The sequence below is a fragment of the Streptomyces sp. NPDC092296 genome, assembly GCF_044755465.1.
Classification (GTDB): Bacteria; Actinomycetota; Actinomycetes; order Streptomycetales; family Streptomycetaceae; genus Peterkaempfera.
The window spans coordinates 24,490-49,006 of record NZ_JBIVRB010000001.1; the positions used below are offsets into that span (position 1 = coordinate 24,490).

Here is a 24,517-nt window from a genome sequence, read left to right on the forward strand (position 1 = left end):
GAGGGCGTCTGCCCCGGCCGTGCCGGAGCGACACCACGCCCCGGCGGGCCCCCGCCGGGGGGCCTAACGCACCAGGCAGAACTCGTTTCCCTCCGGGTCCGACATCACCTGGAAGGCCCCCTGCTCGTCCGTCCGCACCCCGCCGACCGCCCGCGCGCCGGCCGCGAGCAGCTGCTCGCGGACCCGGTCGATGTCGGCCACGCCGATGTCCAGGTGCAGCCGGTTCTTCCGGTCCCCCCTGGGCTCCGGCACCCGCTGGAAGGCGATCCTCGGCTGCCCGTCCGGCGGGTCCACGTACGACCAGTCGGGCCCCCGGTCCACCGGACTCCCGCCGAGCACCGCCGCCCAGAACCGCACCAGCACGGCCGGCTCGGCGCAGTCGATCACCAGTTCCTCGATTCGCCCCAGCACGCGCCCCAACCTACTGCCGCCACTCCCGGACATCGGGCCTGGCCGGTATTGGCCCACCTCGCCGGCGAGCCCGGGTGCCCGCCGACCCGGCCGCGCTCCCGGGCGGCGGCCAGGCCCTCGTTGCCGCCGACGATGGGTTCGCAGGTGAACCCGGCGAGGGCGGCGAAGACGTGGAGGGCGAGCCGACGCGGTGGTTATCCATGGTTCCCTGAATTCAGGAGTACGTGTACTGTCGTGCCGTGCTGACTGTTGCCTCCGACATCGAAGTGCTGGCCCGGTTCGGCCGCGCGCTCGCCGACCCGATCCGCTGCCGCATCCTGCTCGCCCTGCGCGACGCACCCGCCTACCCGGCCGACCTCGCCGACGCCCTCGGGATCTCCCGCACCCGGCTGTCGAACCACCTCGCGTGCCTGCGTGACTGCGGGCTGGTCGTCACCGTCCCCGACGGCCGGCGTACCCGCTACGAGCTCGCTGACGAACGCCTCGGCCACGCGCTCGATGACCTGCGCGCCGCCGTGGTCGCCGTCGAGACCGACCGCACCTGCCCGGACGCCGAGACGAAGTGCTGCTGACCATGTCCGCGGAGATGTCCATATCCCTCGGCCCCGGCCCGGCCCGGCGGGACGCGCTCACCCGCCGGATACGGCTGCTGGTCGCCGTGACCATCGCCTACAACGTCATCGAGGCGATCGTCGCCGTCACCGCCGGGACGACCGCCTCCTCCACGGCCCTGATCGGCTTCGGCCTCGACTCGGCCATCGAGGTCTCCTCCGCCGCTGCGGTCGCCTGGCAGTTCTCCGCCCGCGAGCACACGGTCCGCGAAGCGCGGGAGAAGACCACCCTGCGGATCATCGCCGTCTCCTTCCTCGCGCTCGCCGCGTACGTCGCCGTCGACGCCGCCCGCGCCCTGGCCGGGACCGGCGAGGCCGAACGCTCCATCCCGGGCATCGTCATCGCGGCCCTGTCGCTGGCGGCGATGCCGTTCCTGTCGGCCGCTCAGCGCAAGGCCGGACGTGAACTCGGCTCCGCCAGCGCGGTCGCCGACTCCAAGCAGACGCTGCTGTGCACCTACCTGTCCGCCGTGCTGCTGATCGGCCTGGTCCTCAACGCCACGCTCGGCTGGTCCTGGGCCGACCCGGTCGCCGCGCTCGTCATCGCCGCCGTCGCGGTGAAGGAGGGCCGCGACGCCTGGCAGGGCAAGGGCTGCTGCGCCCCCACGGCTGCGGCGGTGCCGTCCGCCGGGCCGGACGCGTGCGGCTGCCGTGCCGGATGCGGCTGCCGCGACTGACCTCCCCGACCCACCACGGGCCCGACGTGACGGCTCCCTGCGCCTCCTCGCCGGCGTCCTCGACGGTGTCCGGGCCCCGGATCGGCCGCAGGCCCTGGCCGGGACCGCCGACCTTGCTGCCGGTCCTTGAGCGGGGCGCGTCCCAGAGCGGATTCCCCATGCCCGTGTCCAGGCGCAGGGGCCCCGGGCCGCCGGGGTGGCGGGGTGGCGGCCCGGGGTGGGCGGGGGTCAGGCAGTGCGGTCGGCGAGGAGGGTGCCGCCGGTGGCCCAGTTGTCGGCCGGGAGCTCGTCGATGGTGACCCAGATGGACTCCGGCTTGACGCCGGTGATCCGGACGTACGCGTCGGTGAGCTCGCGGACGATCTCGCGCTTCTGCTCGGTGCTGCGGCCGGCGAGCTGCTTGACCTGGATGAGCGGCATGGGCTGACTCCTCGTCAGTATCGTTGCTCCGACGGGCCGGTGCTGCCACCGCCCGTTCACGGGAACCACTCCATCACCGCAGCGGGCGCCGCACCAAGCGGCACCCCGCGAAGGCGCCGGCCACCGATCGGGATCGGCCGCCCCCGGCGGCGGCCGCCTACGGCAGCCGTGGCTCCCGGGGCCGGGCGGCGCGGTCCCCGGCCCGAACCGGGTGGCTCGACCAGGTCTGCACCCGGGGTGGTGTGGGTGATACTGCATTGGGGGGCTTGAGCACCGGCTCGGCCCACGAGACGCAGAAAGGGGTGAGTCGACCGTGTGGTTCAGGAATGGGCTGGAACCCTGGCACCTGATCCTGGTGCTGGTCGTGGTCGTCCTGCTGTTCGGCTCCAAGAAGCTTCCGGAGATCGCACGCGGGCTGGGCAAGTCCATGCGCATCCTCAAGGCCGAGACCAAGGCCATGCGCGACGAGCCTCCGTCCGTGGAGCGCGTCACCGAGGAGCCGTCCGTGGACACGGCGGCCCCTCGGGTCGAGGAGCCGCAGCGCAAGGCGTCCTGACCTCCGCCGCGCCCCGGTCGGCCCCCGCCCCGTACGGCGGTGGCGGTCGACTGGGGCGTACTGTCACCGGGACAGCGACCGCGCCGAACGGAGCAGCACCATGGCGGAGATCGTGATCGACGGCCCCCGGCTCACCGTCCGGCTGTCCGGCTGGCAGAAGGTCGAGGCGCTGCACGGCGATGTCACCGTGCCGCTCACCGAGGTGCGCGCCGTCTCGGTGCTCCAGGACCCGCTGGGCGCGCCCCGGGGGCTGCGCGTCCCCGGCACCGACCTGCCGGGCGTTGTCAAGGCCGGCACCTGGCGCAGCTCGCACGCGGGGCGGCAGTTCGTCCTCGCCTCCCGGGGTGAGCGCGGCGTACGCGTCGACCTCTCCGGGGACGGGAGCTTCGACGTGCTGCTGATCAGCGTGCCGGACCCGGAGGCCACCGTGGCCGCGCTGCGTACCGCCACCGGGCTCTGAGCGCCGCCGCTCCCGGTTGGGCGGGCAGGCTCAGCCCGGACCGTTCCAGTCCAGCGTGGGCGCGAGCACGCCCTCCAGGGTGAGCAGCCAGCGCTTGGTCTCCACCCCGCCGTATCCGCCGCCGTACCCGCCGAGGCCGTCGGAGGCGACCACCCGGTGGCAGGGCACCAGCAGCGCGACCGGGTTGGACCCCATGATCTGGCCGACATCGCGCGCCCCGGCCCACCGCTCGCCGGGCCCCGCGTCGTCGTAGACGCCGCTGCGGTCCGCCAGTGCGCCATAGGTGACCGTCCGGCCGTAGCCGACCGTCCGGTGCAGGGTCTGCAGGACGGTGCGCTGGGCGCCGGCGGTGAGGCTCCAGTCGATCGGGAAGTCGAAGGTCTGCCGCCGCCCGGCGAGGTATTCGGCGATCTGCCGGGCCACCAGTGCCGCCTGCTCGGGTCGGGCGGCCGGTGCCGGCGCCAGCCGGGCCGTGAGGTCGGCGGGCGGTCGTACCGCGAAGGCCACCGCTGCGACGCCTGCGGCGGTGACGGCGGCGCCGACCGCGCCCAGCGGTTCCGGTGCCTCGACGCTCACCCAGCCCGCAGCCATGGCTCGCTCCCCGTCTTCCGTGCTTCCCGTGTTTCCGGTGTTTCCCGTGCTTCCGGTGCTTCCGGTGTTCCTCCAGCATCGCCCAGGTCGGGCGGCGGGCGGGGGCTGCGGGACGGTGACGTCCGAAATCCGCCAGGCGGCGGGCCGGTGTCCCGGGCGAGCGGGGAGGGGGCGGGGTCGGCCGGGGGCCCGGCGGGCGCCGGGTGGGAAGACGATCACCTCACGGAAGGAACGCACCACCAAGCGGGGAGCGGTCACCCGAAAGCTGACGGGCCGACCCCGTCGTTTCTCATGCTGATGCACTCCAGTGGTTATTGCAAGTGACTCGCAATAAGGTGGACCCAGCTTGATCACACCACTGAGAGGGGCTGTGCCTGATGGGCACGTACTCGCTTCCCGACCTGCCGTACGACTACTCGGCGCTGGAGCCGGCCATCACCGGGCAGATCCTGGAACTGCACCATGCCAAGCACCACGCCGCCTACGTCAAGGGCGCCAACGACACCCTGGAGCAGATCGCCGAGGCCCGGGACAAGGACCGGATCACCCCCACCGGGCTGGTCGGCCTGGAGAAGACGTACGCCTTCAACCTCTCCGGCCACGTGCTGCACTCGATCTTCTGGGAGAACCTCTCCCCGGACGGCGGCGACCGCCCCGACGGCCCGCTGGCCGACGCCATCGACGAGCACCTGGGCGGCTTCGAGGCGTTCCGGAAGCAGCTCACGGTGGCGACCAGCTCGGTGCAGGGCTCCGGCTGGGGGGTGCTCGCCTGGGAGCCGCTGGGCAAGCGGCTGATCGTCGAGCAGGTGTACGACCACCATGGGAACGTCGGCCAGGGCAGCACGCCGCTGCTGGTCTTCGACGCCTGGGAGCACGCGTACTACCTGCAGTACAAGAACGTCCGGCCGGACTATGTGACCAAGCTCTGGGACCTGGTCAACTGGACCGACGTCTCCCGCCGCTTCACCGCCGCCGCCGGCGCCTGAACGGCAGGCTCCGCCCGGCCCGGGGCATCCGCAGGCCCCGGGCCGGGCGGGCCGGACCCGCCGCTCAGGGCTTGCGGGCCACTCCGGACCAGTAGTACGCGGCGGCCGGGTCGGCCGGCGGCTCGCCGTCCGGACGCCAGCCCATCACCGGCACCACGCCCGGGTCGACCAGCTCCCAGTCACCGAAGAACCGGGCCACCTCCTCCTGGGTGCGCGGCACCAGCGTCATCCCGTCGTGGCCGGCCGCGTCCGCGATCTGCCGCATAGCCGCCGGGTCGAAGTCCGAACCGGGGTGGCTGACGGCGATGTAACTGCCCGGCGCCAGGGCGTCCAGCAGCTGGCGGACCAGGCCCCACGGGTCGTCCCGGTCCGCGATCAGCATCAGCACCGCGACCAGGGTCAGGCCCACCGGCTGCGACAGGTCCAGGGTGCCGGTCAGCTCCGGGTGGGCCAGGATCGCCCCGGGGTCGCGGAGGTCCGCGTCTATGTACGCGGTGCGGCCGTGCTCACCGTCCGCCATCAGGGCGCGGGCGTGCGCCAGCACGATCGGGTCGTTGTCCACGTACACGACCCGGCTCTCCGGGGCGACGGCCTGCGCGACCTCGTGGGTGTTGCCCTCGGTGGGGATGCCGGTGCCGATGTCCAGGAACTGCCGGATGCCACCCTCGGCCGCCAGGTAGCGGACCGCGCGGCCCAGGAAGCGGCGGTTCTCCCGCGCCATGCTCCGGATGCCGGGGATCTGCCGCTCGAACATCTCCCCCAGCGCCCGGTCCGGATCGAAGTTGGTCTTGCCGCCCAGCCAGTAGTCGTACATCCGCGCCGAGTGCGGCCGATCCGTCCGCAGATCCACCGGCTCCGCACCCGCCCCCCGCGCACCCTGCCGCATCCAGTCGGTACCCACCATCGCACCCACCCCACCGTCTCGGCCCCACGGGCCGTCAGCCCGCATGCTAGCCACGTCCCGCCCGTCCCACCCCCGTCTTGGGACACCTGGTGCCCCCATTCCCCCCGAACGACCGTCCGCATCAGTGGTACGGCCGACTTGCGGCAGTGCGAAGCGGGCGCGGACAAGGGTCGGTTGTACGACCTCGGCGTGGTCACCGCAGCCGTTGGTCAGCAGGTCCGCACAGTTGCACCCGCTGGAGCAGCCAGATCAAGCGTGATCATTCGTCTGAACAGGGCAGGCTGCCATGGCTAGCCTGACACCATGCACACGACGCCGTCCGAGGCCCCGGACACGCAGCCGCCGAAGATCACCGGTCGGGACGCCCGGATCGCGCAACTCATGCGCGCGGCCCATCGCACCGTCCCGCTGCGGCACACCTTCGTCCAGGCGGTCCGGGGCTCGGCGAGCCGTCACGCTCCGCTGCGGGAGTTCGTGCGCGGCGGCGACCTGCGGGGCCTGCGTGCCCTGCTCCTGGTCATGGCGGCCTCCGGCGGCAAGGACCAGGACGGCCACCACGTCACGACGCACGACAGCATGGTCTGGGCCCGGCTGCTGGACACCGACCTCGGTGTGTCCGGCCAGTCGGCGCGCACCGGTGCCTGGCGCGTTCTGCGGCGCCTGGAGGACCGGGGTCTCGTCGTCTGCGAACGGCCCAGGGGAAGCACCCGGATCTCGGTGACCCTGCTCCGCGAGGACGGCACCGGCGCTCCGTACACCTGGCCGGACGGGCAGACCGAGGCCGACAGGTTCCTGCGCCTGCCCACGGCCTTCTGGACGAACGGCCACGACGAGGCGATCGACGTTCCGGGGCTGGCCATGCTGCTGGCCCTGGCGAAGGAGAAGCCCTGGTCGTCCTTCCCCGCCGAGCAGGCACCGGCGTGGTACGGCTGGTCCGCCGACACCCAGCTGCGGGGTCTGCAGACGCTGGTGACGACGGGTCTGGCGGAACGCCGCGCCACCTACGAGCCCGCACCGCTGTCCCCGACCGGCGCCACGCTCGTGTACCGGTACCGCCTGGTCGACTGGCTGCGGCCGCCCAGGGGGCGGAAGCAGGGCGGCGACCACTCTTCCGGCCAGGCGGTGACCCGGTAGCCGTGGACAGGGGTACGCCGCTCCCGGGCCGTCCGGCCGGGACCGCTCGGGCCGCGTGGCTTGACGAGTCGTTCCAGGAGCAGGACTCGGCCGGGTTCTACATCCTGGCCGCAGCCGTCATCGAGCCCGATGCCGCCGACACCGTCCGCGAGGCGATGCGCGGGCTGCGGGGCCGCCGGGCCACCGCCAAGGCCCACTGGACCGAGATGGACCACCGTGACCGCTGCGCCGCCGCCCGGCTCGTCGCCGGCCTGCCGGGGCTGCACGTCGTCTCCGTCGGCTCCCCGGTGCCGCTGCGCAGGCAGGAGAGGGCACGCAGCAAGTGCCTCACCGCCCTGGTTGTCGAACTGCACGGCTTCGGCGTCGCCCAGCTCTACATGGAAGCCCGCGAGAAGGAGCTCAACAGCAGGGACGTCACCACCGTCATCGCCGCCCGCAGCGGCCTGCCCAAGGGGACGCGGTTTCGCGTCGACCACGTCCTCGGGGCGATGGAGCCGCTGCTGTGGGTCGCCGACGTGGTGGCGGGAGCCTGCCGCGCCGAGCGGCTGGGACGGGGGGAGTACCGGGACCTCCTCGGCGGCACGGTGCTGGACTTCGATGTCCACACCGCCTGCTGATACGGCCCCGGAAAGGCGCCGAGCCAGGCTCCCGGTCTGCCCCAGGTCACCTGGCTCCACTTCCAGCGGCCCACGGCCACTGACACTGCCGCCAGAATACAGCCGCCTCCGCCGGCCACCAAGAGGGCGCCGGGGCGCCTGGCGCCATCCGGGAGCCGGCCAGTGCGGCGGCGTGGGTGGGCGGTGTCTTGGGGGATATCCGGTTTGACCCGTTTAGCATCGGGGTCCCGGTACTTTGCGGAGGGTGATCGATCGATGACGCATCCCGGCGGCGGCCGCCGTGTCCGGCGGGCGGCGCTGCTGCTCGCCGGGGCCGCACTGGCTGCCTGCGCCCCGGCCGCCGCCGGTGGGGGCGGTGGGGGCGGTGGGGGCGGCCCGGTGGCGGGCGGTGCGGTGGAGGTGTCGCCGGGCGGCTGCGGGCGGGGGTGGGACCGGCCCCGGGGCGGGACCCAGGTCTTCGAGCTGCGGAACACCTCCGGCGGCGCGGCGGACGTGCAGCTGATGGACGCCTCGGGGGCGCTGCTCGGCGAGGTCGAGGGGCTCGGTCCGGGCACCGTACGGGAGCTGCGGGTGACCCTCGGCCGGGGCGAGTACGCCTTCCGCTGCCTGCCGGAGGGTTCCGGGGCGGTGACCGGGCCGACCGTACGGGTCACCGACGGCCCGGTCCGGGGCGGGCCGGCGGTGCCGCCGGTCACCCGGCACGACCTGATCCCGCCCGCGCTCGCCTACCAGCGGTGGGTGGCCCGGGGGCTGGACCGGCTGGTCGGCCGGGTCGAGGCGCTGCGCACCGCCGTCGCCCGGCGCAACCTGCCCGCCGCCCGCACGGCCTGGCTCGCCGCGCACCTCGGCTATGCCCGGCTCGGCGGCGCGTACGGGGCGTTCGGGGAGCTGGGGGAGGCGGTGGACGGCGTGGTGCGGCCGGTGAGCGGCTTCCACCGGGTCGAGCGCGGCCTGTGGCACGGCGAGTCCGCCGCCGCGCTGCGCACCCCCGTCGAGCGGCTGGTCCGGGACGTACGGGCGCTGCGCACCCAGTGGGCGCGGACCCGGCTGGACCCGGCCGAACTGCCCGTCCGCGCCCATGAGATCACCGAGGACGCCCTCCAGGCCGACCTGACCGGCCGCAGCGACCACGGCAGCGGCACCCCGCTGGCCACCGCCCGCGCCGGGCTGGACGGCACCGCCGAACTGCTGCGGCTGCTGCGTCCGCTGCTGGTCCGCGGCGACGCCCGGCTGCCCCGGTCCGCCGACGCGCTGCTGCGCCGCGCCGTACGCGACCTCGCCGTCGCCGCCCGCCCCGGCGGCGGCTGGCAGCCGCCCGCCGCGCTGGCCCGGCCCGACCGGGAGCGGATCGACGCAGACTTCGGCGCGCTCGCGGAACTGCTCGCCCGGGTCGCCACCCGCTGCGACCCACGGCGGACCGCATGACCCCCGCGCGGCCGGTCGGCCCCCGGGCAGCACCAACCCCGCCACCCGTACCGAGCCACCAGACCGGGCCACCGCGCACCGCCACTCAGGGAGGACCGCATGACCCCCGCCCGGCTCGACCGCCGCTCGCTGCTGCGCGGCGCCCTGGTGGCGGGCGCGGCCGGGGCGGTGGGCGGCGGGGCCGCCACCGCCGGGCCGCCGGTGGCCTTCCACGGCCCGCACCAGGCCGGCGTCACCACGCCCCCGCAGCCGCACGCCTGCTTCGCCGCGCTGGACGTCACCGCCCGCGACCGGCGCGAACTCGGCGAGCTGCTGCGCGTACTGACCGACCGGCTGCGCTTCCTGACCATCGGCGGCGCCCCCGCGCCGCTAGGCATCTCCGCGCCGCCGCCGGACTCCGGCGAGCTGGGCCCGGTGGTGCCCGCCGACGGGCTGACCGCGACGGTCGCGGTGGGCGCGTCGCTGTTCGACGGCCGGTACGGGCTGGCCGCGCGGCGGCCCCGGCGGCTGCGGCCGATGGACGTCTTCCCCGATGACGACCCGGACGACGCCTGGTGCCACGGCGACCTGCTGCTCCAGCTCTGCGCCGACCACCCGGACACGCTCTGCCACGCGCTGCGCGACGTCACCCGGCACACCCGGGGCCTGACCCGGCTGCGCTGGCGGGCCGAGGGCTTCCGGCCGCCGCCGCGCCCGTCCGGCGCGCCGCGCAACCTGCTGGGCTTCAAGGACGGCACGGCGGGCCCCGACCCCCGGGACGCCCGCGCGATGGACCGCCTGGTCTGGGTGCCCGCCGGGGGCGGCGAGCCCGGCTGGGCGGCGGGCGGCAGCTACCAGGTGGTGCGGCTGATCCGGCTGCTGGTGGAGTTCTGGGACCGGGTGTCGCTCACCGAGCAGGAGCGGATCATCGGCCGCGCCCGGGACACCGGCGCCCCGCTGGACGGGCGGCGGGAGTCCGACGCGCCCGACTACCCGCAGGACCCGGAGGGCGAGGTCATCCCGCTGGACGCGCACATCCGGCTGGCCAACCCGCGCACCCCCGGCAGCGCCGCCGAGCAGCCGCTGCGGCGCGGCTACAGCTACGACCGGGGGGTGCGGGCCAACGGCGACCTGGACGCGGGGCTGCTGTTCTGCTGCTTCCAGCAGGATCTGGACCGCCAGTTCGCCGCCGTGCAGCGGCGGCTGGCGGGCGAGCCGCTGACCGACTACGCCGTCCCGTTCGGCGGCGGCTACTTCTTCGCGCTGCCCGGGGTGCGGGACGCGGCCGACTGGCTGGGCCGCGCGCTGCTCGACCGCACACCGGCCGACCGCACACCGGCCGACCGCACACCGGCCGACCGGGCGGCGGCCGACCGGGCGGCGGCCGACCGGGCGGCGGGCGGGTGAAGCGGGCGCGGGGCGCGGTGGCGGTCCCGGCGGCGGGTGGGCGGATGGGCCATGGTGGAGGGGCAGCGCGGGTACGGCCGGGGAGAGGTGGCGCATGGTCGGCGGGTCGGGGGTACGGCGGGGGGCGGCGGTGCTGCTGGCCGCGCTGGCGGCCGCCGGTACGGCAGCGGCCGCGCCCGCCGCCGGGGGCGGGCGGCCGACACCCACCAGGTCACCGATCCGGCACCTGGTGGTGATCTACGACGAGAACGTCTCCTTCGACCACTACTTCGCCACCTACCCGCACGCCGCCAACACCGACGGCACGCCCTTCCACGCCGACCCCGACATCCCCCACGCCGCCAACACCGCCACCGCGCCCCGCGCCGACACCCTGGAGTCCGCCGGGCTGCTGAAGCGCAACCCCAACCAGTACGCCCCCCGGCGGCTCTCCCCCGCCGAGGCCCTGACCTGCGACCAGAACCACGACTACGCCGCCGAACAGCTCGCCTACCACGGCGGCGCGGCCGACCGGTTCGTGGAGCAGACCGAGTACGGCAAGTGCTCCGGGCGGCTGCACGGCGACCCCGGCCTGGTGCTGGACTACTTCGACGGCAACACCGTCACCGCGCTGTGGAACTACGCCCGGCACTACACCCTGGGCGACCGCTCCTTCGGCTCGGCGTACGGCCCGTCCACCCCCGGCGCGCTGGAACTGATCTCCGGGCAGACCCACGGCGTGGTCTCGGTCGACCCGGCCTCCGGCTCCGAGGACCCGGTACGGACCGCCGCGCCCGACCCGTACGCGGTCGCCTCCCCGGACGCGCGGGGCGTCGGCACGATGATCAACGACCCCGACCCGGCGTTCGACGACTGCTCCGGCAACGACCGCAGCAGCGGCAGCGCGCTCGCCGCCATGCTGGGCCGCAACATCGGGAACCTGCTGAACGAGGCACGGGTCAGCTGGGGCTGGTTCCAGGGCGGCTTCCGGCCCAGCACCCCGTGGGACGGGCTGCCCGGCCACCACGCCCGGTGCGGCGGCACCACGCACACCAATGTGGGCGGCATCCCGGTGGTCGACTACAGCCCGCACCACAACCCGTTCCAGTACTACCGGTCCACCGCCAACCCGCACCACCTGCCGCCCGCCTCGGTCGCCGAGATCGGCTACCCGGGCCCGGCCAACCACAACTACGACCTGGCGGACTTCCACGCCGCCGTCGCCGCCGGCCGCCTCCCGGCCGTCAGCTTCCTCAAGGCCGCGCAGTACCAGGACGGGCACGCCGGGTACTCCGACCCGATCGACGAGCAGCACTTCCTGGTGGACGAGATCAACCGCATCCAGCTGTCCCCGCAGTGGCCGCACACCGCCGTGGTCATCGCGTACGACGACTCCGACGGCTGGTACGACCACGTCTGGACGCCGCCGACCAACGGCTCCCGGGACACCACGCCCGCCGCCGGGGGCGGCCCGACCGACGGCCCCGCCTGCCAGGCCGGACCCCCGGCGGCCCTGGGCTTCCAGGACCGCTGCGGGCCGGGGCCGCGCCAGCCGCTGCTGGTGGTCTCCCCATACGCCAGGGTCGGCCACATCGACCACACGCCCACCGAGCAGGCGTCCATCACGGCCTTCATCGAGGACAACTGGCGCACCGGCCGGATCGGCGGCGCCTCCTTCGACGGCCGGGCGGGCACCCTGGTGCACGCCTTCGACTTCGACCACCCGCACCGCACCCGGATGCTGCTCAACCCGGACGGCTCGGTCCGCTCGGTCACCCCCATCCCGCCGACCCCGGCCGACGACCCCTCCCCCGTCCTCCCCGCCACCCTGGCCACCGCCCTGGCCGCCACCGCCCTCGCCGCCGGCCGCACCCTCACCCGCCACCACCCCCGGCCGTAGCCCCCGCCCTCAGCCGTAGAGCTCCTCCAGCCCGATCAGCAGCGCACCGCACCGCGCCGCCTCGGCCCGCAGCGGGTCGCTGAACCCGGCGGCGCTGAAGCAGGCGAGGGCGCAGCGGCCGGTGTCCAGGCCGCGCGTGGCAAGGACCTCTGCGGCCCGCCGGAGCCGCTCCAGGTGCCCGAGGCCCATGACGGTGCCCCACTTGGCCTCGCCGAGCAGCGCGACGGCGGGTCTGCTGCCTCCCGAGCCGGGCTCGACCACCGCCACGTCGATCTCGATCTGCCGCCGCGCCACCGGGTCGACGACGACACCGCCGCCGACCTGCCCCAGGCTGCCGTCCAGCAGGGCGCTGCCCGGACCGAGCAGGTAGGCGCGGCACATCTCCTTGAAGTGCGGGCCCGCGACCTGTGCCGCGAAACGCTCGGCCGACTGCGACCACACCTGCGCCGCCTGGCCGCCCTCCAACCGGGCCCAGGACGGGCGCAGCACCGCCTCGTAGAAGTTGATCAGCGGTTCGGTGATGCGGTACTGCGACTTCCCGGCCCGGAACACATCCGCCTCCCGGACCAGCAGATGGCTGTCCTCCAGCACGTTGAGCGGATGGGAGATGTCCACCGACTTCCGGCCGATGTATCCCGCGATTCCACCGCGCGTGGTGTTGCCCTCGGCGACCGCCGCCAGGACGGAGTGGTAGAGGGCGGTGTCCCGGATGTCGGCTTCCTCGGCGAGCAGGTACCGGGCCTCGCGGAAGAGCGGGCTGAGCGGGGAGAGGACAGTGCGGCAGAGCCAGTCGTCGAACCCGGCCAGGCTCTCCGGGACGTCGTCGGCGAGGAACTGCCGCCGGTAGGCCGGTGTGCCGCCCAGCACCGCGTGGAGCCGGGCCGCGAGCGCGGGACTGTCCGCGACGCCCCAGAAGTCGGCGGCCGACCGGTATCCGAACGGCCGGACGACCAGTTCCAGCTGAGCCCGCCCGCGCAGCGGCGCGGTGCTGGCCAGCAGACCGCCCATCACGGACATCGCGGAGCCGCACAGCAGCAGCCGCATCCGGCTCCCCGCCACCTGGAAGCGGTCGATCTCCCGCTGGATGAGGGAGGGGAGTTCCGGAGCCGCCTTCTCCAGGTACGGAAACTCGTCGATGACCACGAGCACGGGCCCCTCGCCCCGGTCGGGTGCGGCCAGTCCGAAAAGGTACGAGACCGCGTCGTCCCAGGTGGCGAAGGAGAACGGGGCCGGTGAGCCCGCATGGTCGGCCAGCGCGGCGCCGAACTGCCGCAGTGACTCTCCGGCAGTCGCGGCCGTGGCTCCGAAGTAGAAGCCACCCAGTTGTTCGACCAGGGCGCGCAGCAGATACGTCTTGCCCATCCGGCGCCTGCCGCTGACCACCCCGAGCATGGCGTGCGGGGCGGACCGGGTCGCGAAGGCCGCGAGGCCGCTCCACTCGGCTTCCCTGGCGAAGACGTGGGGCGGCTTACCGGGTCCTGTCGTCCGCTGCACCGACACCCTCCAATCGTAAGGACCACACCCCTAAGGAGTGTAGTCCTTACCGAAGGGCCTGGGCTGTCTCCGGCGGGAAGCCCTGGTCAGCCGGTGTGGGGGCGGGGGGCGGGGGTAGGCGGACCGGTCGCGGAGCGAGACGGCGGAGCGAGGACGGGGTGAGGGCATGCGATGGAGGCGGCGGTCGGACCGGCGGGCGCGGGGGACGGTGGTGTACGGGCCGTACCAGCCGCCCGAGCGCCCGCACCGGCAGCGGCAGCCCCGGCCACGGGCCGGGACCGAGCCACGGACCGCCCGCAGCGACCTGGGGTTCCGCCGGACGCTGTCGCGGATCTTCGCGCCGCTGTTCGTGCTCGGGGCGGCCCTGTTCGCGGTGCTCGCCTGGCGGGCTGGCTCCGGCGGCGCCGCGCCCAACCGGGGCACCTACATCGTCTTCGCCGCGATCTGCGCCGCCCTGGCCGTCATCGCCGTGATCGACCTGGCCGTGGTCGCCCGCCGGATGGTGGAGCAGCAGGCGGCCGACCGCAGGCAGCGGACCGAGCGCCGGTAGGCGCCGACTGCCGCCCCCGTGCTCCGGTGCGGCAGTCGGCGGTGCGCCGGTCAGCTCCGGCGCATCAGCTCCAGCGCAGGACCGCGCCGAGGCCGCCGGCCGGTCCCGGCACGCCGTCGGGGACCAGCAGTACTTCGGCGTCGGCGGCGGCCGCGCAGCGCAGCAGCGCGTCACCGGCCGGGACGGAGACCGGGTCCGGGACGCCCATGGCGCGGACCTGGCCGCGCTGGACGGCGACCTGGTCGGGTTCGGGGCCGACCCAGACCGGCTGCCGCCCGTAGGCGCCCTGCTCCGCCAGCAGCAGCGCCGCCACCTGGCGGCTGCGGGCGGCGTCCACCACGGCGGGCACGCCCTCGGCCGCGCCGCCCGGGGCGCTGTCGGGGCCGAGCGCGCCGTGCTCGCCGGGTCGGCCGCGTCCGGCGTGGAAGCGGCTGAGGGCTTCGGTCAGCCGCTGCCCGGTGTACTGCTCGCAGGCCGCGATGATCTCCTGGTCCAGCAGCCGCTTGGACGCGCCCGCCCCCCGGCTGCCGCCGTCCACCTGGATCGTGGCCGCCCGCAGCGGTTCGGGCAGCCGCTGGTGGACGGCCCGCTGGTCCTTGGGGTCACCGCACAGCACCAGCAGCTCGGCGCCGCTCTGCGCGAACCGGCGGGCGAGTTCGCCGTCGACCTGGCCCGCCACCCGCTTGCGCTGCTCCTCGACCCGGTTCCGGTAGTGCCACTCGGCCCGGTCGGCGGGTACGGTGCGGTGCCCCCTGGCCTGGAAGTCCCGGCCGTCCACGCTGCCGAGCGACCGGTTGCCCCGGGGGTGGCGCAGCTCCAGGTCGGCGCCGCCTCGATCGACGTACGCGACCAGGCAGAGCGGATCGTCGTCCAGCAGGCCGACCAGCGGGGCGATGTGCGGCAGTGCCGACCAGGCGGTCTCCACAGCGGTCGGGGAGACGTCCAGGGGCAGATCGAGCACCACCTCGCCGTGGGCGGCGAAGACCGCCCGGCCGGCCGGGGCGCGGGAGACGGCCTCCTCGGTGAGCCGGTCGAGCACGGCCTGCCGGGTGCGGTCGTCGGCGCCCTGGGCGAGCAGGGATTCGGCGACCGCGCGCACGCGCAGCTGCTGGAGCTTGGCGGCGTCGGCCGTCTCGCGCGAGGTGTCCAGGTAGACCGAGGCCCAGGGGCCGTGGTGGTCGAGAAGTGGTCTGAGAAAGCCTGTTTCCATGATCTCCCCAATCTCGGGGACACTGTTCGCAACCGAGTCCGTCTCCTACCCGGGCCACCCCGGCGAATGCGTCGCGCCGGACGGGCGTGCGTACCCGCCGCCCTGGGCACGAGGCAACCAGGGGCCAGCTGTACCGACCGCCTGGAGGACTCCTTGGCCACCGACCGGCTCATCCCCGGCTCCCGCCGGACCTTGCTGCGGGTCTACGCCGACGCGTCGTGCGCGGACGGTCGACCGCACCTGGCCGATCTGCGGGTGCTGCTGGTCTGCGATGTGCTGCTGCGGACCGCCGCGCTCGGCGGGCGGCAGTCCGTGGTGGGGCTGGGTCTGCCGGAGCTGGCGCCGGACCAGGTCAAGGCGCTGGTCCGCGACGCCGAGCTGCTGGGCATCCACCCGCCGACCGTGCAGGCGGGCTTCCGGGACGTCCCGGCGGCGCTGGGCGGTCCGGCGGACGTACGGGTGGTCGGCCACGGCGTCGCGGTCGGCGGCGGGCCAGACGGCTCGCGGATCGGCGGCTCACGGGTCGACAGCTCGCGGATCGACGTCGGCGCGGCCCCGTTCAGCGCGGAGGCGGACGCCGACGCCGAGACGCTCTTCCCCGGCCTGCTGGCCACCGACCCGCAGACGCTGCGGCTGGCGCTGCTGCGGTACGCCCCGGGGGCGCCCGCCGGGCTGACCCCGGCGGCGCTGGCCGACGCCGGGACCACGCTCGCACGCTGGCGCGGGCTGGTCGCGCAGTGGGCGCGGGAGCCGTCCCGGCCGGTGCACGCCGAGACCGTACGGGCGGCGCGGGAGCTGCTGGCCGAGCGGCTGGACACCGCTGCCGTGCTGGAGCTGCTGCGGGGGCTGGCGGAGGTGGGCGAGGTGCCGGCGGGGACGCGGTTCGAGACGTTCGTGTATCTGGACCGGGTGCTGGCGCTGGAGCTGTCCCGCGAGATCGGGTACTGAGCACCGGGCCCGCGACGGCTGGGCACCGGGCCCGCGACGGCGATCGGAGGCGACATGACCAGCGAGACGGTCGAGGTGGCCGCCGGAGATTCTGTCCTCACCGGCGACCTCGCGCTGCCCGAGCGGCCGCGCGGCATGGTGCTGTTCGCGCACGGCAGCGGCAGTTCACGGCAGAGCCCGCGCAACCGGGCCGTGGCGGAGGCGCTGCGGCGGGCCGGGCTGGGCACGCTGCTGCTGGACCTGCTGACCGAGGCCGAGGAGCGGGCGGACCGGGTGAGCGCCGAGTACCGCTTCGACATCCCGCTGCTGGGCCGGCGGCTGGTCGCGGCGGTGGACGCGCTGGCCGCCCGGCCCGCGACGGCCGGGCTGCCGCTGGGTGTCTTCGGCGCGAGCACCGGCGCGGCGGCGGCGCTGGTGGCGGCGGCCGAGCGGCCGGAGGGCGTACGGGCCGTGGTGTCCCGGGGCGGGCGGCCCGATCTGGCGGCCGAGGTGCTGGAGCAGGTGCGGGCACCCGTACTGCTGCTGGTCGGCGGCGCGGACCGCGAGGTGCTGGGGCTCAACATCCTGGCCGCCGAGTGGCTGGCGGGCCCGCACACGGTGACCGTCGTCCCCGGGGCGACCCATCTGTTCGAGGAGCCCGGCGCGCTGGAGCGGGTGGCCGACGCCGCCGCCGAATGGTTCCTGCGGATGGCCGACGACTGACCGCCCTGCCTGGGGCGTACCCCGCGATCGACGAGGCCGTGGTGCACCCAGGGCCCGGTGGCGCCGATCACGGCGGACGGCCGTCGCCACCGTGCGATGCTGGGATGCATGACCCTGGAGGACCTGGTACTGCTGCGCCGCGCCCGGGACGTGATGGACCGCGACTACGCACGGCCGCTGGACGTCGCCGCGCTGGCGAACGTCGCCCTGATGTCACCCGGGCACTTCTCCCGCAGCTTCCGCGCCGCCTTCGGGGAAACGCCTTACCGCTATCTGATGACCCGCCGCGTGGAGCGGGCGAAGGCGCTGCTGCGGCGGGGCGACCTGAGCGTGACGGAGGTCTGCTTCGCGGTCGGCTGCACCTCGCTGGGGTCGTTCAGCTCGCGCTTCACCGAGCTGGTCGGCGAGAGCCCCAGCGCCTACCGGGCCCGCCGCCACGAGGCCGGCGCCGCGATCCCGGCCTGCATCGCCAAGATCCTCACCAGACCGATCAGAACGAACAGACCGATCAGGATCGGAGAAGCGGATGCCGCCGCCGCCTCGTAGCGTCTAAGGCATGGACATCAAGCTCTCGCAGTGTTTCATCGCCGTCGACGACCATGACAAGGCGCTCGCCTTCTACCGCGACGTCCTCGGCCTGGAGGTACGCAATGACGTCGCCTTCGAGGGGATGCGCTGGGTGACCGTCGGCTCGCCCACGCAGCCGGGTGTGGAGATCGTCCTCGAACCGCCGCTCGCCGACCCCAACGCCTCGCCGGCCGACCGGCAGGCGATGGCGGAGCTGCTGGCCAAGGGCCTGCTGCGCGGCGTGATCTTCTCCACCGACGACTGCGACGCCACCTTCGAACGCATCCGGACCGCCGGCGGGGAGGTGCTTCAGGAGCCGATCGACCAGCCGTACGGCGTCCGCGACTGCGCCTTCCGCGACCCGGCCGGGAACATGATCCGCTTCAACCAGCCCCGCAAGCGGTAGCGAGCGGCCGGCTGCGGCCCGGCAGGTGCACGGCCCGGCCGCCGCCGCGACCGCGTCGGCGGCGCGAAAACCCACCCGTACTGCTCGAAACCGGTCGGACCGAGCAGCCAGGCGACACGACGGAGACCGCGAAGGCGGCCCGCCCGACAGACGGAGACACGATGAGCACGGCCCCGAGGACGGACACGCACGCGCCTGAGCCGCACATTGCCGACAGCCACGACCTGATCCGCGTGCACGGCGCCCGCGAGAACAACCTCAAGGACGTCAGCATCGAGCTCCCGAAGCGCCGGCTGACGGTGTTCACCGGCGTCTCCGGCTCGGGCAAGAGCTCACTGGTGTTCGGCACGATCGCCGCCGAGTCGCGGCGGCTGGTCAACGAGACCTACAGCGCCTTCCTCCAGGGCTTCATGCCGACGCCGGCGCGGCCCGAGGTCGACGTGCTCGAAGGGCTGACCACCGCGATCATCGTCGACCAGCAGCGGCTGGGCGCCGACCCCCGCTCCACGGTCGGCACCGCCACCGACGCCAACGCGATGCTGCGCATCCTCTTCAGCCGGCTCGGGCAGCCGTATGTCGGCCCGCCCAGCGCGTTCGCCTTCAACGTCCCCAAGCGGACGGCGAGCGGCGCCATGAACGTCGACAAGGGCAAGGGCCAGCGGGTCGTGGTGCGCAAGGCCGTCTACCACGGCGGCATGTGCGCGCACTGCGAGGGCCGGGGCACGGTCTCCGACATCGACCTCACCCAGCTCTACGACGACTCCAAGGCGATCGGCGACGGCGCGTTCACCATCCCCGGCTGGAAGCAGGACAGCTTCTGGACCACCCGGGTCTACGCCGAGTCGGGCATCCTCGACCCGAAGAAGCCGATCCGGGACTTCACCGAGCGGGAGTTGCGGGACTTCCTCCACGGTGCGCCGACCAAGGTGAAGGTCGACGGCGTCAACCTGACGTACGAGGGCCTGATCCCGAAGATCCAGAAGTCGATGCTCTCCAAGGACAAGGAGTCGCTGCAACCGCACATCCGGGCGTTCGTGGAGCGGGCGGTGACCTTCACCACCTGCCCGGAGTGCGGCGGCTCCCGGCTCAGCGAGACGGCCCGGTCGTCGAAGATCGGCGGGATCGGCATCGCCGACGCCTGCGCGATGGAGACCAGGGACCTGGCCGCGTGGGTGCGCGGGCTGGACGAGCCGTCGGTGGCGCCGCTGCTGGCCAAGCTGCTGCACACCCTGGACTCCCTGGTGGAGATCGGCCTCGGCTACCTCGCACTCGAACGTCCGGTGGGCACCCTGTCCGGCGGTGAGGGACAGCGGATCAAGATGGTCAGCCACCTCGGCTCGCCGCTCACCGACACCACCTATGTCTTCGACGAGCCCACCACGGGCCTGCACCCCCATGACATCCAGCGGATGAACAGCCTGCTGCTGCGGCTGCGGGACAAGGGCAACACGGTGCTGGTGGTGGAGCACAAGCCGGAGACGATCGCGATAGCCGACCATGTGGTCGACCTCGGCCCCGGCGCCGGTACGGCGGGCGGCACCGTCTGCTTCGAGGGCACCGTCGCGGGGCTGCGGACCGGCGGCACCCTCACCGGCCGCCATCTGGACGACCGGGCCGCCCTCAAGGAGACGGTGCGGACGCGCACCGGCACGCTGGAGATCCGCGGCGCGACGACGCACAACCTGCGGAACGTCGACGTCGACCTCCCGCTCGGGGTGCTGTGCGTCGTCACCGGGGTGGCGGGCTCCGGCAAGAGTTCGCTGATCCACGGCTCGGTGGCGCGCCGGGACGGCGTGGTGGCCGTCGACCAGTCACCGATCAAGGGTTCCCGCCGCAGCAACCCGGCGACCTACACCGGCCTGCTCGACCCGATCCGCACCGCCTTCGCCAAGGCCAACGGCGTGAAGCCCGCGCTGTTCAGCGCCAACTCCGAGGGCGCCTGCCCCACCTGCAACGGCGCGGGCGTCCTCTACACCGACCTGGGGATGATGGCGGGCACCGCCACCACCTGCGAGGACTGCGAGGGCAGGCGTTTCGAGGCGTCGGTCCTGGAGTACCGGCTGGGCGGCCGCGACATCAGCGAGGTCCTCGCCATGCCGGTCGACGAGGCCGAGGAGTTCTTCGGCACCGGCGAGGCACGCGTCCCCGCCGCCCACCGGATTCTGGAACGCCTCTCCGACGTGGGGCTCGGCTACCTGACCCTGGGCCAGCCGCTCACCACGCTGTCCGGCGGCGAGCGGCAGCGGCTCAAGCTGGCCACCCACCTGGCCGAGAAGGGCGGCGTGTACGTCCTGGACGAACCCACCGCCGGCCTCCACCTCGCCGACGTCAAGAACCTGCTCGGGCTGCTCGACCGGCTGGTGGACTCCGGCAAGTCGGTGATCGTCATCGAGCACCACCAGGCGGTCATGGCGCACGCCGACTGGATCGTCGACCTGGGGCCGGGCGCCGGCCACGACGGCGGCCGGATCGTCTTCGAGGGCACCCCCGCCGAGTTGGTCGCCGCCCGCTCCACCCTCACCGGCGAGCACCTCGCGGCCTACGTCGGCGCCTGACGCGGCGGGGCCGACCACCCCCGCCGCGTCAGGCGCCGTCGCGGGGCCTGCCCGCCGTAGGGTGGGCAGCATGGCGGCGACGACCCTCCCCGGCCCGCTCTCCCACCTCGCCCCGGTGCTGGACCACTACGGCTACTGGGCGGTCGGCGCCCTGGTCGCGGTGGAGGACTTCGGGGTCCCGGTGCCGGGGGAGACCATCCTGGTCGCCGCAGCGGTCTACGCCGGTGCCGGGCGGCTGGACATCGCCGCCGTGGTGCTGATCGCGCTGGCCGCCGCCGTGGTCGGGGACAACATCGGCTATGTGGTCGGGCGCACCGGCGGGCGGGCGTTCGTGCACCGCTGGGGCCGCTATGTGCTGCTCACCCCGGAGCGCTTCGGCAAGGCGGAGGACTTCTTCACCCGGCGCGGCCCGGCGGTGGTGACCATCGCCCGGTTCGTGGAGGGGCTGCGGCAGGCCAACGGCATCATCGCGGGCACCACCGGGATGCACTGGCGTACCTTCCTGCTGTTCAACGCGCTGGGCGCGGCGCTCTGGGTCGGCCTCTGGGCGGGGGTCGGCTATCTGGCGGGCTCGCACATCGACGCGGTGTACGCGGAGGTGAGCCGCTACCAGAGCTATCTGCTGATCGCCCTGGGCGTCGCCGTCGTCGGCTTCGTCGCGCACCGGCTGGTGCGACGCCGCCGGGGCCGCCGCACGACGGGCGCGGACGCGGACGCGGGCGCGGACGCGGGCGCGGACGCGGACGCGGACGCGGACGGCGGAGCGCACCGGCAGGGCGGATCGCACCGGGCGGACCGGGCGGACCGGGCTGATGAGGCGGACGAGGGGTAAGGCGCGCCACAGCCCGGCGGGGCATACCGGGCTATGCTCCGGCCGGGAGGACCCTGTGTTCGAGTACGAGAAGGACGGCGCGGAGATCTACCGCCAGTCGTTCGCGACCATCCGCGCGGAAGCGGACCTGGCCGGGCTGGAGCCGGAGGTCTCGCAGGTCGCGGTGCGGATGATCCACGCCTGCGGGATGGTCGACCTGGTCCGCGACCTGGCCGTCAGTCCGGGCGCGGTGGCCCGGGGCCGGGCGGCGCTGCGGGCCGGGGCGCCGGTGCTGTGCGATGTCTCCATGGTCGCCAGCGGGATCACCCGGCGGCGGCTGCCGGCTGGCAACGAGGTGCTGTGCACCCTGGCCGACCCCGCCGTGCCCGCGCTGGCGGAGCGGCTGGGGACCACCCGCAGCGCGGCGGCCCTGGAGCTGTGGCGGGACCGGTTGGACGGGGCGGTGGTGGCGGTCGGCAATGCGCCGACCGCGCTGTTCCGGCTGCTGGAGCTGGTGGAAGCCGGTGCGCCGCGCCCGGCGCTGGTGATCGGGGTACCGGTCGGCTTCGTGGGCGCCGCCGAGTCCAAGCAGGCGCTGGCGGACCATCCGGCGGCCCTGGACCATCTGGTGGTGCACGGCAGACGCGGCGGCAGTGCGCTGGCCGCCGCAGCGGTGAACGCCATCGCCTGCGAGGCGGAGTGACCCCGGCTCACCCCCGCGCTCCCCGCAGCCCGCACAGCCCCCGCTACCCGCGCAGGCCCCGTACCCAGGCCGCAGCCGCCGCCGCGTCCGGCACCGAGGCCACGCCGGGCGGCAGCGGCGGCCGCCGCACCAGCAGCACCGGCAGGCCCAGCTCACGGGCGGCGGTGAGCTTGGCGGCGGTGGCCGGGCCGCCGCTGTCCTTGCTGACCAGGACGTCGATCCGGTGCTCGCGCAGCAGCTCCCGCTCCCCCGCCACGGTGTACGGGCCCCTGGCGAGCAGCACCAGGGTGTGCGGCGGCAGCGGCGGCTCGGGCGGGTCCACCGACCGCAGCAGGAACCACAGGTCGGCCAGGTGCGCGAAGGCCGCCGCCTCCAGCCTGCCGGTGGTCAGGAAGATCCGGCGGCCCAGGCCGGGCAGCAGGGCGGCGGCCTCCTCCAGCGAGTCGGCCGGGTGCCGGCGGTCGCCGGGCTGCGGGCGCCAGCCGGGGCGGCGCAGCACCAGCAGCGGCACCCGGGCGGCGGTGGCCGCCTCGGCGGCGTTGGCGGTGATGGTCCGGGCGAAGGGGTGGGTGGCGTCGACCAGTGCGTCCGTCCGCTGCTCGCGCAGCCAGTCGGCCAGGCCGGCCGGGCCGCCGAAGCCGCCGACGCGCAGCCGCCCGGCGGGCGGCCGGGGTGCGGCGACCCGCCCGGCCAGTGAGCTGGTCACCTCGATCCGGGGGTCGGCGGCCAGCTCGGCGGCCAGCGCGCGGGCCTCGGCCGTACCGCCCAGGATCAGCACCCTCATCGGCGGCCGCCCGGCGCCGGTCCGGTGGCGGCGGGCCCGCCGTGGCTGAGCCGCGGCCCGGGGCGAGCGGTCGCGCCGCCCAGCTGGAGCGGACCCGGATGCGGCACGGCTGGACCACCGGCGCCTGTGCCACGGCCGCCACCACCGCCGCGTACACGGCCCTGCTGACCGGCGACTTCCCGGACCCGGTGGCCATCACGCTGCCCCGGGGCGAACGCCCGTCGTTCGCGCTGGCGGTGGAGGAGCTGGGCGGCGGGCAGGCCACGGCGGGGGTGGTCAAGGACGCGGGGGACGACCCGGACGTCACCCATGGCGCGCTGGTCCGGGCGACGGTGCGGCCGGCCGCCGCCGGGGCCGGGGTGGTCTTCCGGGCCGGGCCGGGGGTGGGCACGGTGACCAAGCCGGGACTGCCGGTGCCGGTGGGCGAGCCGGCGGTCAACCCGGTGCCCCGGCGGATGATGCGGGACGCGGTCGCGGAGGTCGCGGCTCGGTACGGCGGCAGCGGTGACCTGGTGGTCGAGCTGTCGGTGGACCACGGCGAGGAGCTGGCCCGCTCCACCTGGAACCCCCGGCTGGGCATCCTCGGCGGGCTGTCCGTGCTGGGGACGACCGGCATCGTGGTGCCGTACTCCTGCTCGGCCTGGATCGAGAGCATCCGGCGGGGCGTCGACGTGGCCCGCGCGGCGGGCCGCACCCATGTCGCGGGCTGCACCGGCTCCACCTCGGAACAGGTCGCGGTGGCCGCGTACGGGCTGCCGGAGGACGCGCTGCTGGACATGGGGGACTTCGCGGGCGCGGTGCTGAAGTACCTGCGGCGGCACCCGGTGCCCCGGCTCACCGTCGCGGGCGGCTTCGCCAAGCTCTCCAAGCTGGCCGCCGGACATCTTGACCTCCACTCCGGACGCTCGCAGGTCGACAAGGGGTACCTGGCCGGGCTGGCCAGGGTCGGCGGCGCGGGGGACGCGCTGGCCGACGCCGTGGCAGCGGCCAACACCGGGCTGGCCGCCGTGCAGCTCTGCGCGGCGCGGGGCGTGCCGCTGGGCGACCTGGTCGCGGCGGCGGCCCGGCGGACGGCGCTGGACGTGCTGCGGGGCGCCCCGGTGGCGGTGGACGTGATCTGCGTCGACCGGGCCGGGGCCGTGGTGGGCCGCGCCGCACCGGCGGGGCCACGCTGAGGCTGCCCGGTCCGGCCCCGGCGGCCGCCCGCCGGGGCCAGACCTTGACGGGCCGTTACAGGTCGAACTCGTCGGGGGAGATGCCGACCGCGAAGCACGCCTCGCGGACGACGCCCTGCTCGGTCTTGTCGAAGTCGCCGTCGGCGCCGCCGATCACAATGCCGATCTGGATCACGGCGCGGGCCTCGGTCGGCTTCTTGCGGACCTTGCCGATCTCCTGGAGGATGCCGACCTTCCCGATGGCGAAGTCGCCGCTGAGCTGGGCCAGATAGGCGTCGAAGCGGCGCTGGAGGTCGTCGGCGGCGAAGTTCTGCAGCACCGGGTTGGAGGCGATCAGGGAGGCGACCCGCTGCCGCTCGGAGGGGTCGACCGAGCCGTCGGCGGCCGCGACCAGGGCGCACATCGCCATGCTGGCGTCGCGGAAGGCGCCGCTCTTCAGGTCGTTCTTCTTGGCCTCCAGCTGGGTCTGCATCGTCTGCGCGGACTCTTTCAGCCGGTTCCACAGTGCCATGGGTGAATCTCTCCTAGGTAATGGGGGCGTAAAGCGCCTGCCCA

At 74.7% G+C, this 24,517-nt stretch carries 27 protein-coding genes; 19 read left to right on the top strand and 8 right to left on the bottom strand.

Annotated elements, in window-relative coordinates; genetic code table 11:
- Positions 1–63: 63 nt before the first annotated feature.
- Positions 64–411: a VOC family protein gene (locus ACIQGZ_RS00110; RefSeq protein ID WP_402598282.1), complete on the bottom strand. Its 348-nt coding sequence runs from the start codon at positions 409–411 to the stop codon at positions 64–66.
- Positions 412–650: 239 nt separating this feature from the next.
- On the opposite strand from ACIQGZ_RS00110, the gene ACIQGZ_RS00115 reads away from it, so the two are divergent.
- Entirely contained in the window at positions 651–983 is a 333-nt protein-coding gene (locus tag ACIQGZ_RS00115) for an ArsR/SmtB family transcription factor (protein ID WP_402598284.1), read from the top strand.
- 2 nt (positions 984–985) lie between these two features.
- Complete coding sequence (locus ACIQGZ_RS00120; RefSeq protein WP_402598285.1) at positions 986–1,699, top strand: cation transporter; 714 nt, start codon at positions 986–988, stop codon at positions 1,697–1,699.
- Positions 1,700–1,927: 228 nt separating this feature from the next.
- Here ACIQGZ_RS00120 and ACIQGZ_RS00125 read toward each other — a convergent pair whose 3' ends face one another.
- Entirely contained in the window at positions 1,928–2,548 is a 621-nt protein-coding gene (locus ACIQGZ_RS00125; RefSeq protein WP_402598286.1) for a 4-oxalocrotonate tautomerase family protein, read from the bottom strand.
- Here ACIQGZ_RS00125 and tatA point away from each other — a divergent pair.
- Positions 2,433–2,675, top strand: a complete 243-nt coding sequence (tatA, locus tag ACIQGZ_RS00130) for a Sec-independent protein translocase subunit TatA (protein WP_402598287.1) — start codon at positions 2,433–2,435, stop codon at positions 2,673–2,675. The genes ACIQGZ_RS00125 and tatA overlap by 116 nt on opposite strands.
- 100 nt (positions 2,676–2,775) lie before the next feature.
- Complete coding sequence (locus tag ACIQGZ_RS00135) at positions 2,776–3,135, top strand: hypothetical protein (RefSeq protein ID WP_402598288.1); 360 nt, start codon at positions 2,776–2,778, stop codon at positions 3,133–3,135.
- A 30-nt stretch (positions 3,136–3,165) separates the two neighbouring features.
- Here ACIQGZ_RS00135 and ACIQGZ_RS00140 read toward each other — a convergent pair whose 3' ends face one another.
- Entirely contained in the window at positions 3,166–3,726 is a 561-nt protein-coding gene (locus tag ACIQGZ_RS00140; protein WP_402598289.1) for a methylated-DNA--[protein]-cysteine S-methyltransferase, read from the bottom strand.
- 377 nt (positions 3,727–4,103) lie between these two features.
- On the opposite strand from ACIQGZ_RS00140, the gene ACIQGZ_RS00145 reads away from it, so the two are divergent.
- Positions 4,104–4,712 carry a superoxide dismutase gene (locus ACIQGZ_RS00145; RefSeq protein ID WP_402598290.1) on the top strand — a complete coding sequence of 203 codons (609 nt, stop codon included), beginning with the start codon at positions 4,104–4,106 and terminating at the stop codon, positions 4,710–4,712.
- Between the two features lie 64 nt (positions 4,713–4,776).
- Here ACIQGZ_RS00145 and ACIQGZ_RS00150 read toward each other — a convergent pair whose 3' ends face one another.
- On the bottom strand, positions 4,777–5,616 hold the full coding sequence (locus tag ACIQGZ_RS00150) for an SAM-dependent methyltransferase (RefSeq protein ID WP_402598291.1): 840 nt from the start codon (positions 5,614–5,616) through the stop codon (positions 4,777–4,779).
- A 303-nt stretch (positions 5,617–5,919) separates the two neighbouring features.
- Between ACIQGZ_RS00150 and ACIQGZ_RS00155 the strand changes: the two genes are divergently transcribed.
- The 5 genes from ACIQGZ_RS00155 (at position 5,920) to ACIQGZ_RS00175 (ending at position 12,057) form a co-directional block, all read left to right on the top strand.
- Positions 5,920–6,750 carry a hypothetical protein gene (locus ACIQGZ_RS00155; RefSeq protein ID WP_402598292.1) on the top strand — a complete coding sequence of 277 codons (831 nt, stop codon included), beginning with the start codon at positions 5,920–5,922 and terminating at the stop codon, positions 6,748–6,750.
- A 2-nt stretch (positions 6,751–6,752) separates the two neighbouring features.
- Positions 6,753–7,367 carry a hypothetical protein gene (locus ACIQGZ_RS00160; RefSeq protein WP_402598293.1) on the top strand — a complete coding sequence of 205 codons (615 nt, stop codon included), beginning with the start codon at positions 6,753–6,755 and terminating at the stop codon, positions 7,365–7,367.
- A gap of 255 nt (positions 7,368–7,622) precedes the next feature.
- Positions 7,623–8,792 (top strand): imelysin family protein, encoded by a 1,170-nt coding sequence (locus ACIQGZ_RS00165; RefSeq protein WP_402598294.1) that lies wholly within the window; start codon positions 7,623–7,625, stop codon positions 8,790–8,792.
- Between the two features lie 99 nt (positions 8,793–8,891).
- Positions 8,892–10,178, top strand: coding sequence for an iron uptake transporter deferrochelatase/peroxidase subunit (efeB, locus tag ACIQGZ_RS00170; protein WP_402598295.1), 1,287 nt, complete (start codon positions 8,892–8,894; stop codon positions 10,176–10,178).
- Positions 10,179–10,272: 94 nt separating this feature from the next.
- Entirely contained in the window at positions 10,273–12,057 is a 1,785-nt protein-coding gene (locus ACIQGZ_RS00175; RefSeq protein ID WP_402598296.1) for a phospholipase C, read from the top strand.
- Between the two features lie 9 nt (positions 12,058–12,066).
- Here the strand turns inward: ACIQGZ_RS00175 and ACIQGZ_RS00180 are convergent, their stop codons facing one another.
- Positions 12,067–13,419, bottom strand: a complete 1,353-nt coding sequence (locus ACIQGZ_RS00180; RefSeq protein ID WP_402599933.1) for an ATP-binding protein — start codon at positions 13,417–13,419, stop codon at positions 12,067–12,069.
- Between the two features lie 298 nt (positions 13,420–13,717).
- Between ACIQGZ_RS00180 and ACIQGZ_RS00185 the strand changes: the two genes are divergently transcribed.
- On the top strand, positions 13,718–14,101 hold the full coding sequence (locus tag ACIQGZ_RS00185) for a hypothetical protein (RefSeq protein ID WP_402598297.1): 384 nt from the start codon (positions 13,718–13,720) through the stop codon (positions 14,099–14,101).
- 64 nt (positions 14,102–14,165) lie between these two features.
- Here the strand turns inward: ACIQGZ_RS00185 and ACIQGZ_RS00190 are convergent, their stop codons facing one another.
- Positions 14,166–15,311, bottom strand: coding sequence for a hypothetical protein (locus ACIQGZ_RS00190; protein WP_402598298.1), 1,146 nt, complete (start codon positions 15,309–15,311; stop codon positions 14,166–14,168).
- 153 nt (positions 15,312–15,464) lie between these two features.
- Between ACIQGZ_RS00190 and ACIQGZ_RS00195 the strand changes: the two genes are divergently transcribed.
- From ACIQGZ_RS00195 to ACIQGZ_RS00225, 7 genes are all read left to right on the top strand, one after another.
- Positions 15,465–16,259 (top strand): hypothetical protein, encoded by a 795-nt coding sequence (locus ACIQGZ_RS00195; protein ID WP_402598299.1) that lies wholly within the window; start codon positions 15,465–15,467, stop codon positions 16,257–16,259.
- Between the two features lie 54 nt (positions 16,260–16,313).
- Positions 16,314–16,961 (top strand): dienelactone hydrolase family protein, encoded by a 648-nt coding sequence (locus tag ACIQGZ_RS00200; RefSeq protein WP_402598300.1) that lies wholly within the window; start codon positions 16,314–16,316, stop codon positions 16,959–16,961.
- Between the two features lie 108 nt (positions 16,962–17,069).
- On the top strand, positions 17,070–17,507 hold the full coding sequence (locus ACIQGZ_RS00205) for a helix-turn-helix domain-containing protein (protein ID WP_402598301.1): 438 nt from the start codon (positions 17,070–17,072) through the stop codon (positions 17,505–17,507).
- A 10-nt stretch (positions 17,508–17,517) separates the two neighbouring features.
- Positions 17,518–17,934 carry a VOC family protein gene (locus tag ACIQGZ_RS00210; RefSeq protein WP_402598302.1) on the top strand — a complete coding sequence of 139 codons (417 nt, stop codon included), beginning with the start codon at positions 17,518–17,520 and terminating at the stop codon, positions 17,932–17,934.
- 161 nt (positions 17,935–18,095) lie between these two features.
- Positions 18,096–20,489 carry an ATP-binding cassette domain-containing protein gene (locus tag ACIQGZ_RS00215; protein ID WP_402598304.1) on the top strand — a complete coding sequence of 798 codons (2,394 nt, stop codon included), beginning with the start codon at positions 18,096–18,098 and terminating at the stop codon, positions 20,487–20,489.
- 70 nt (positions 20,490–20,559) lie between these two features.
- On the top strand, positions 20,560–21,321 hold the full coding sequence (locus tag ACIQGZ_RS00220) for a DedA family protein (protein ID WP_402598305.1): 762 nt from the start codon (positions 20,560–20,562) through the stop codon (positions 21,319–21,321).
- Between the two features lie 55 nt (positions 21,322–21,376).
- A complete protein-coding gene (locus tag ACIQGZ_RS00225; RefSeq protein WP_402598306.1) occupies positions 21,377–22,003 on the top strand; it encodes a precorrin-8X methylmutase in 627 nt (208 codons plus the stop codon).
- A gap of 43 nt (positions 22,004–22,046) precedes the next feature.
- On the opposite strand, the gene ACIQGZ_RS00230 is transcribed toward ACIQGZ_RS00225, so the two are convergent.
- Entirely contained in the window at positions 22,047–22,787 is a 741-nt protein-coding gene (locus ACIQGZ_RS00230; RefSeq protein ID WP_402598308.1) for a cobalt-precorrin-6A reductase, read from the bottom strand.
- A gap of 41 nt (positions 22,788–22,828) precedes the next feature.
- Here ACIQGZ_RS00230 and ACIQGZ_RS00235 point away from each other — a divergent pair, with 41 nt between their 5' ends.
- On the top strand, positions 22,829–23,962 hold the full coding sequence (locus ACIQGZ_RS00235) for a cobalt-precorrin-5B (C(1))-methyltransferase (RefSeq protein WP_402598309.1): 1,134 nt from the start codon (positions 22,829–22,831) through the stop codon (positions 23,960–23,962).
- A 55-nt stretch (positions 23,963–24,017) separates the two neighbouring features.
- On the opposite strand, the gene ACIQGZ_RS00240 is transcribed toward ACIQGZ_RS00235, so the two are convergent.
- Positions 24,018–24,473 carry a tellurite resistance TerB family protein gene (locus tag ACIQGZ_RS00240; protein ID WP_402598310.1) on the bottom strand — a complete coding sequence of 152 codons (456 nt, stop codon included), beginning with the start codon at positions 24,471–24,473 and terminating at the stop codon, positions 24,018–24,020.
- Positions 24,474–24,517 lie beyond the last annotated feature (44 nt).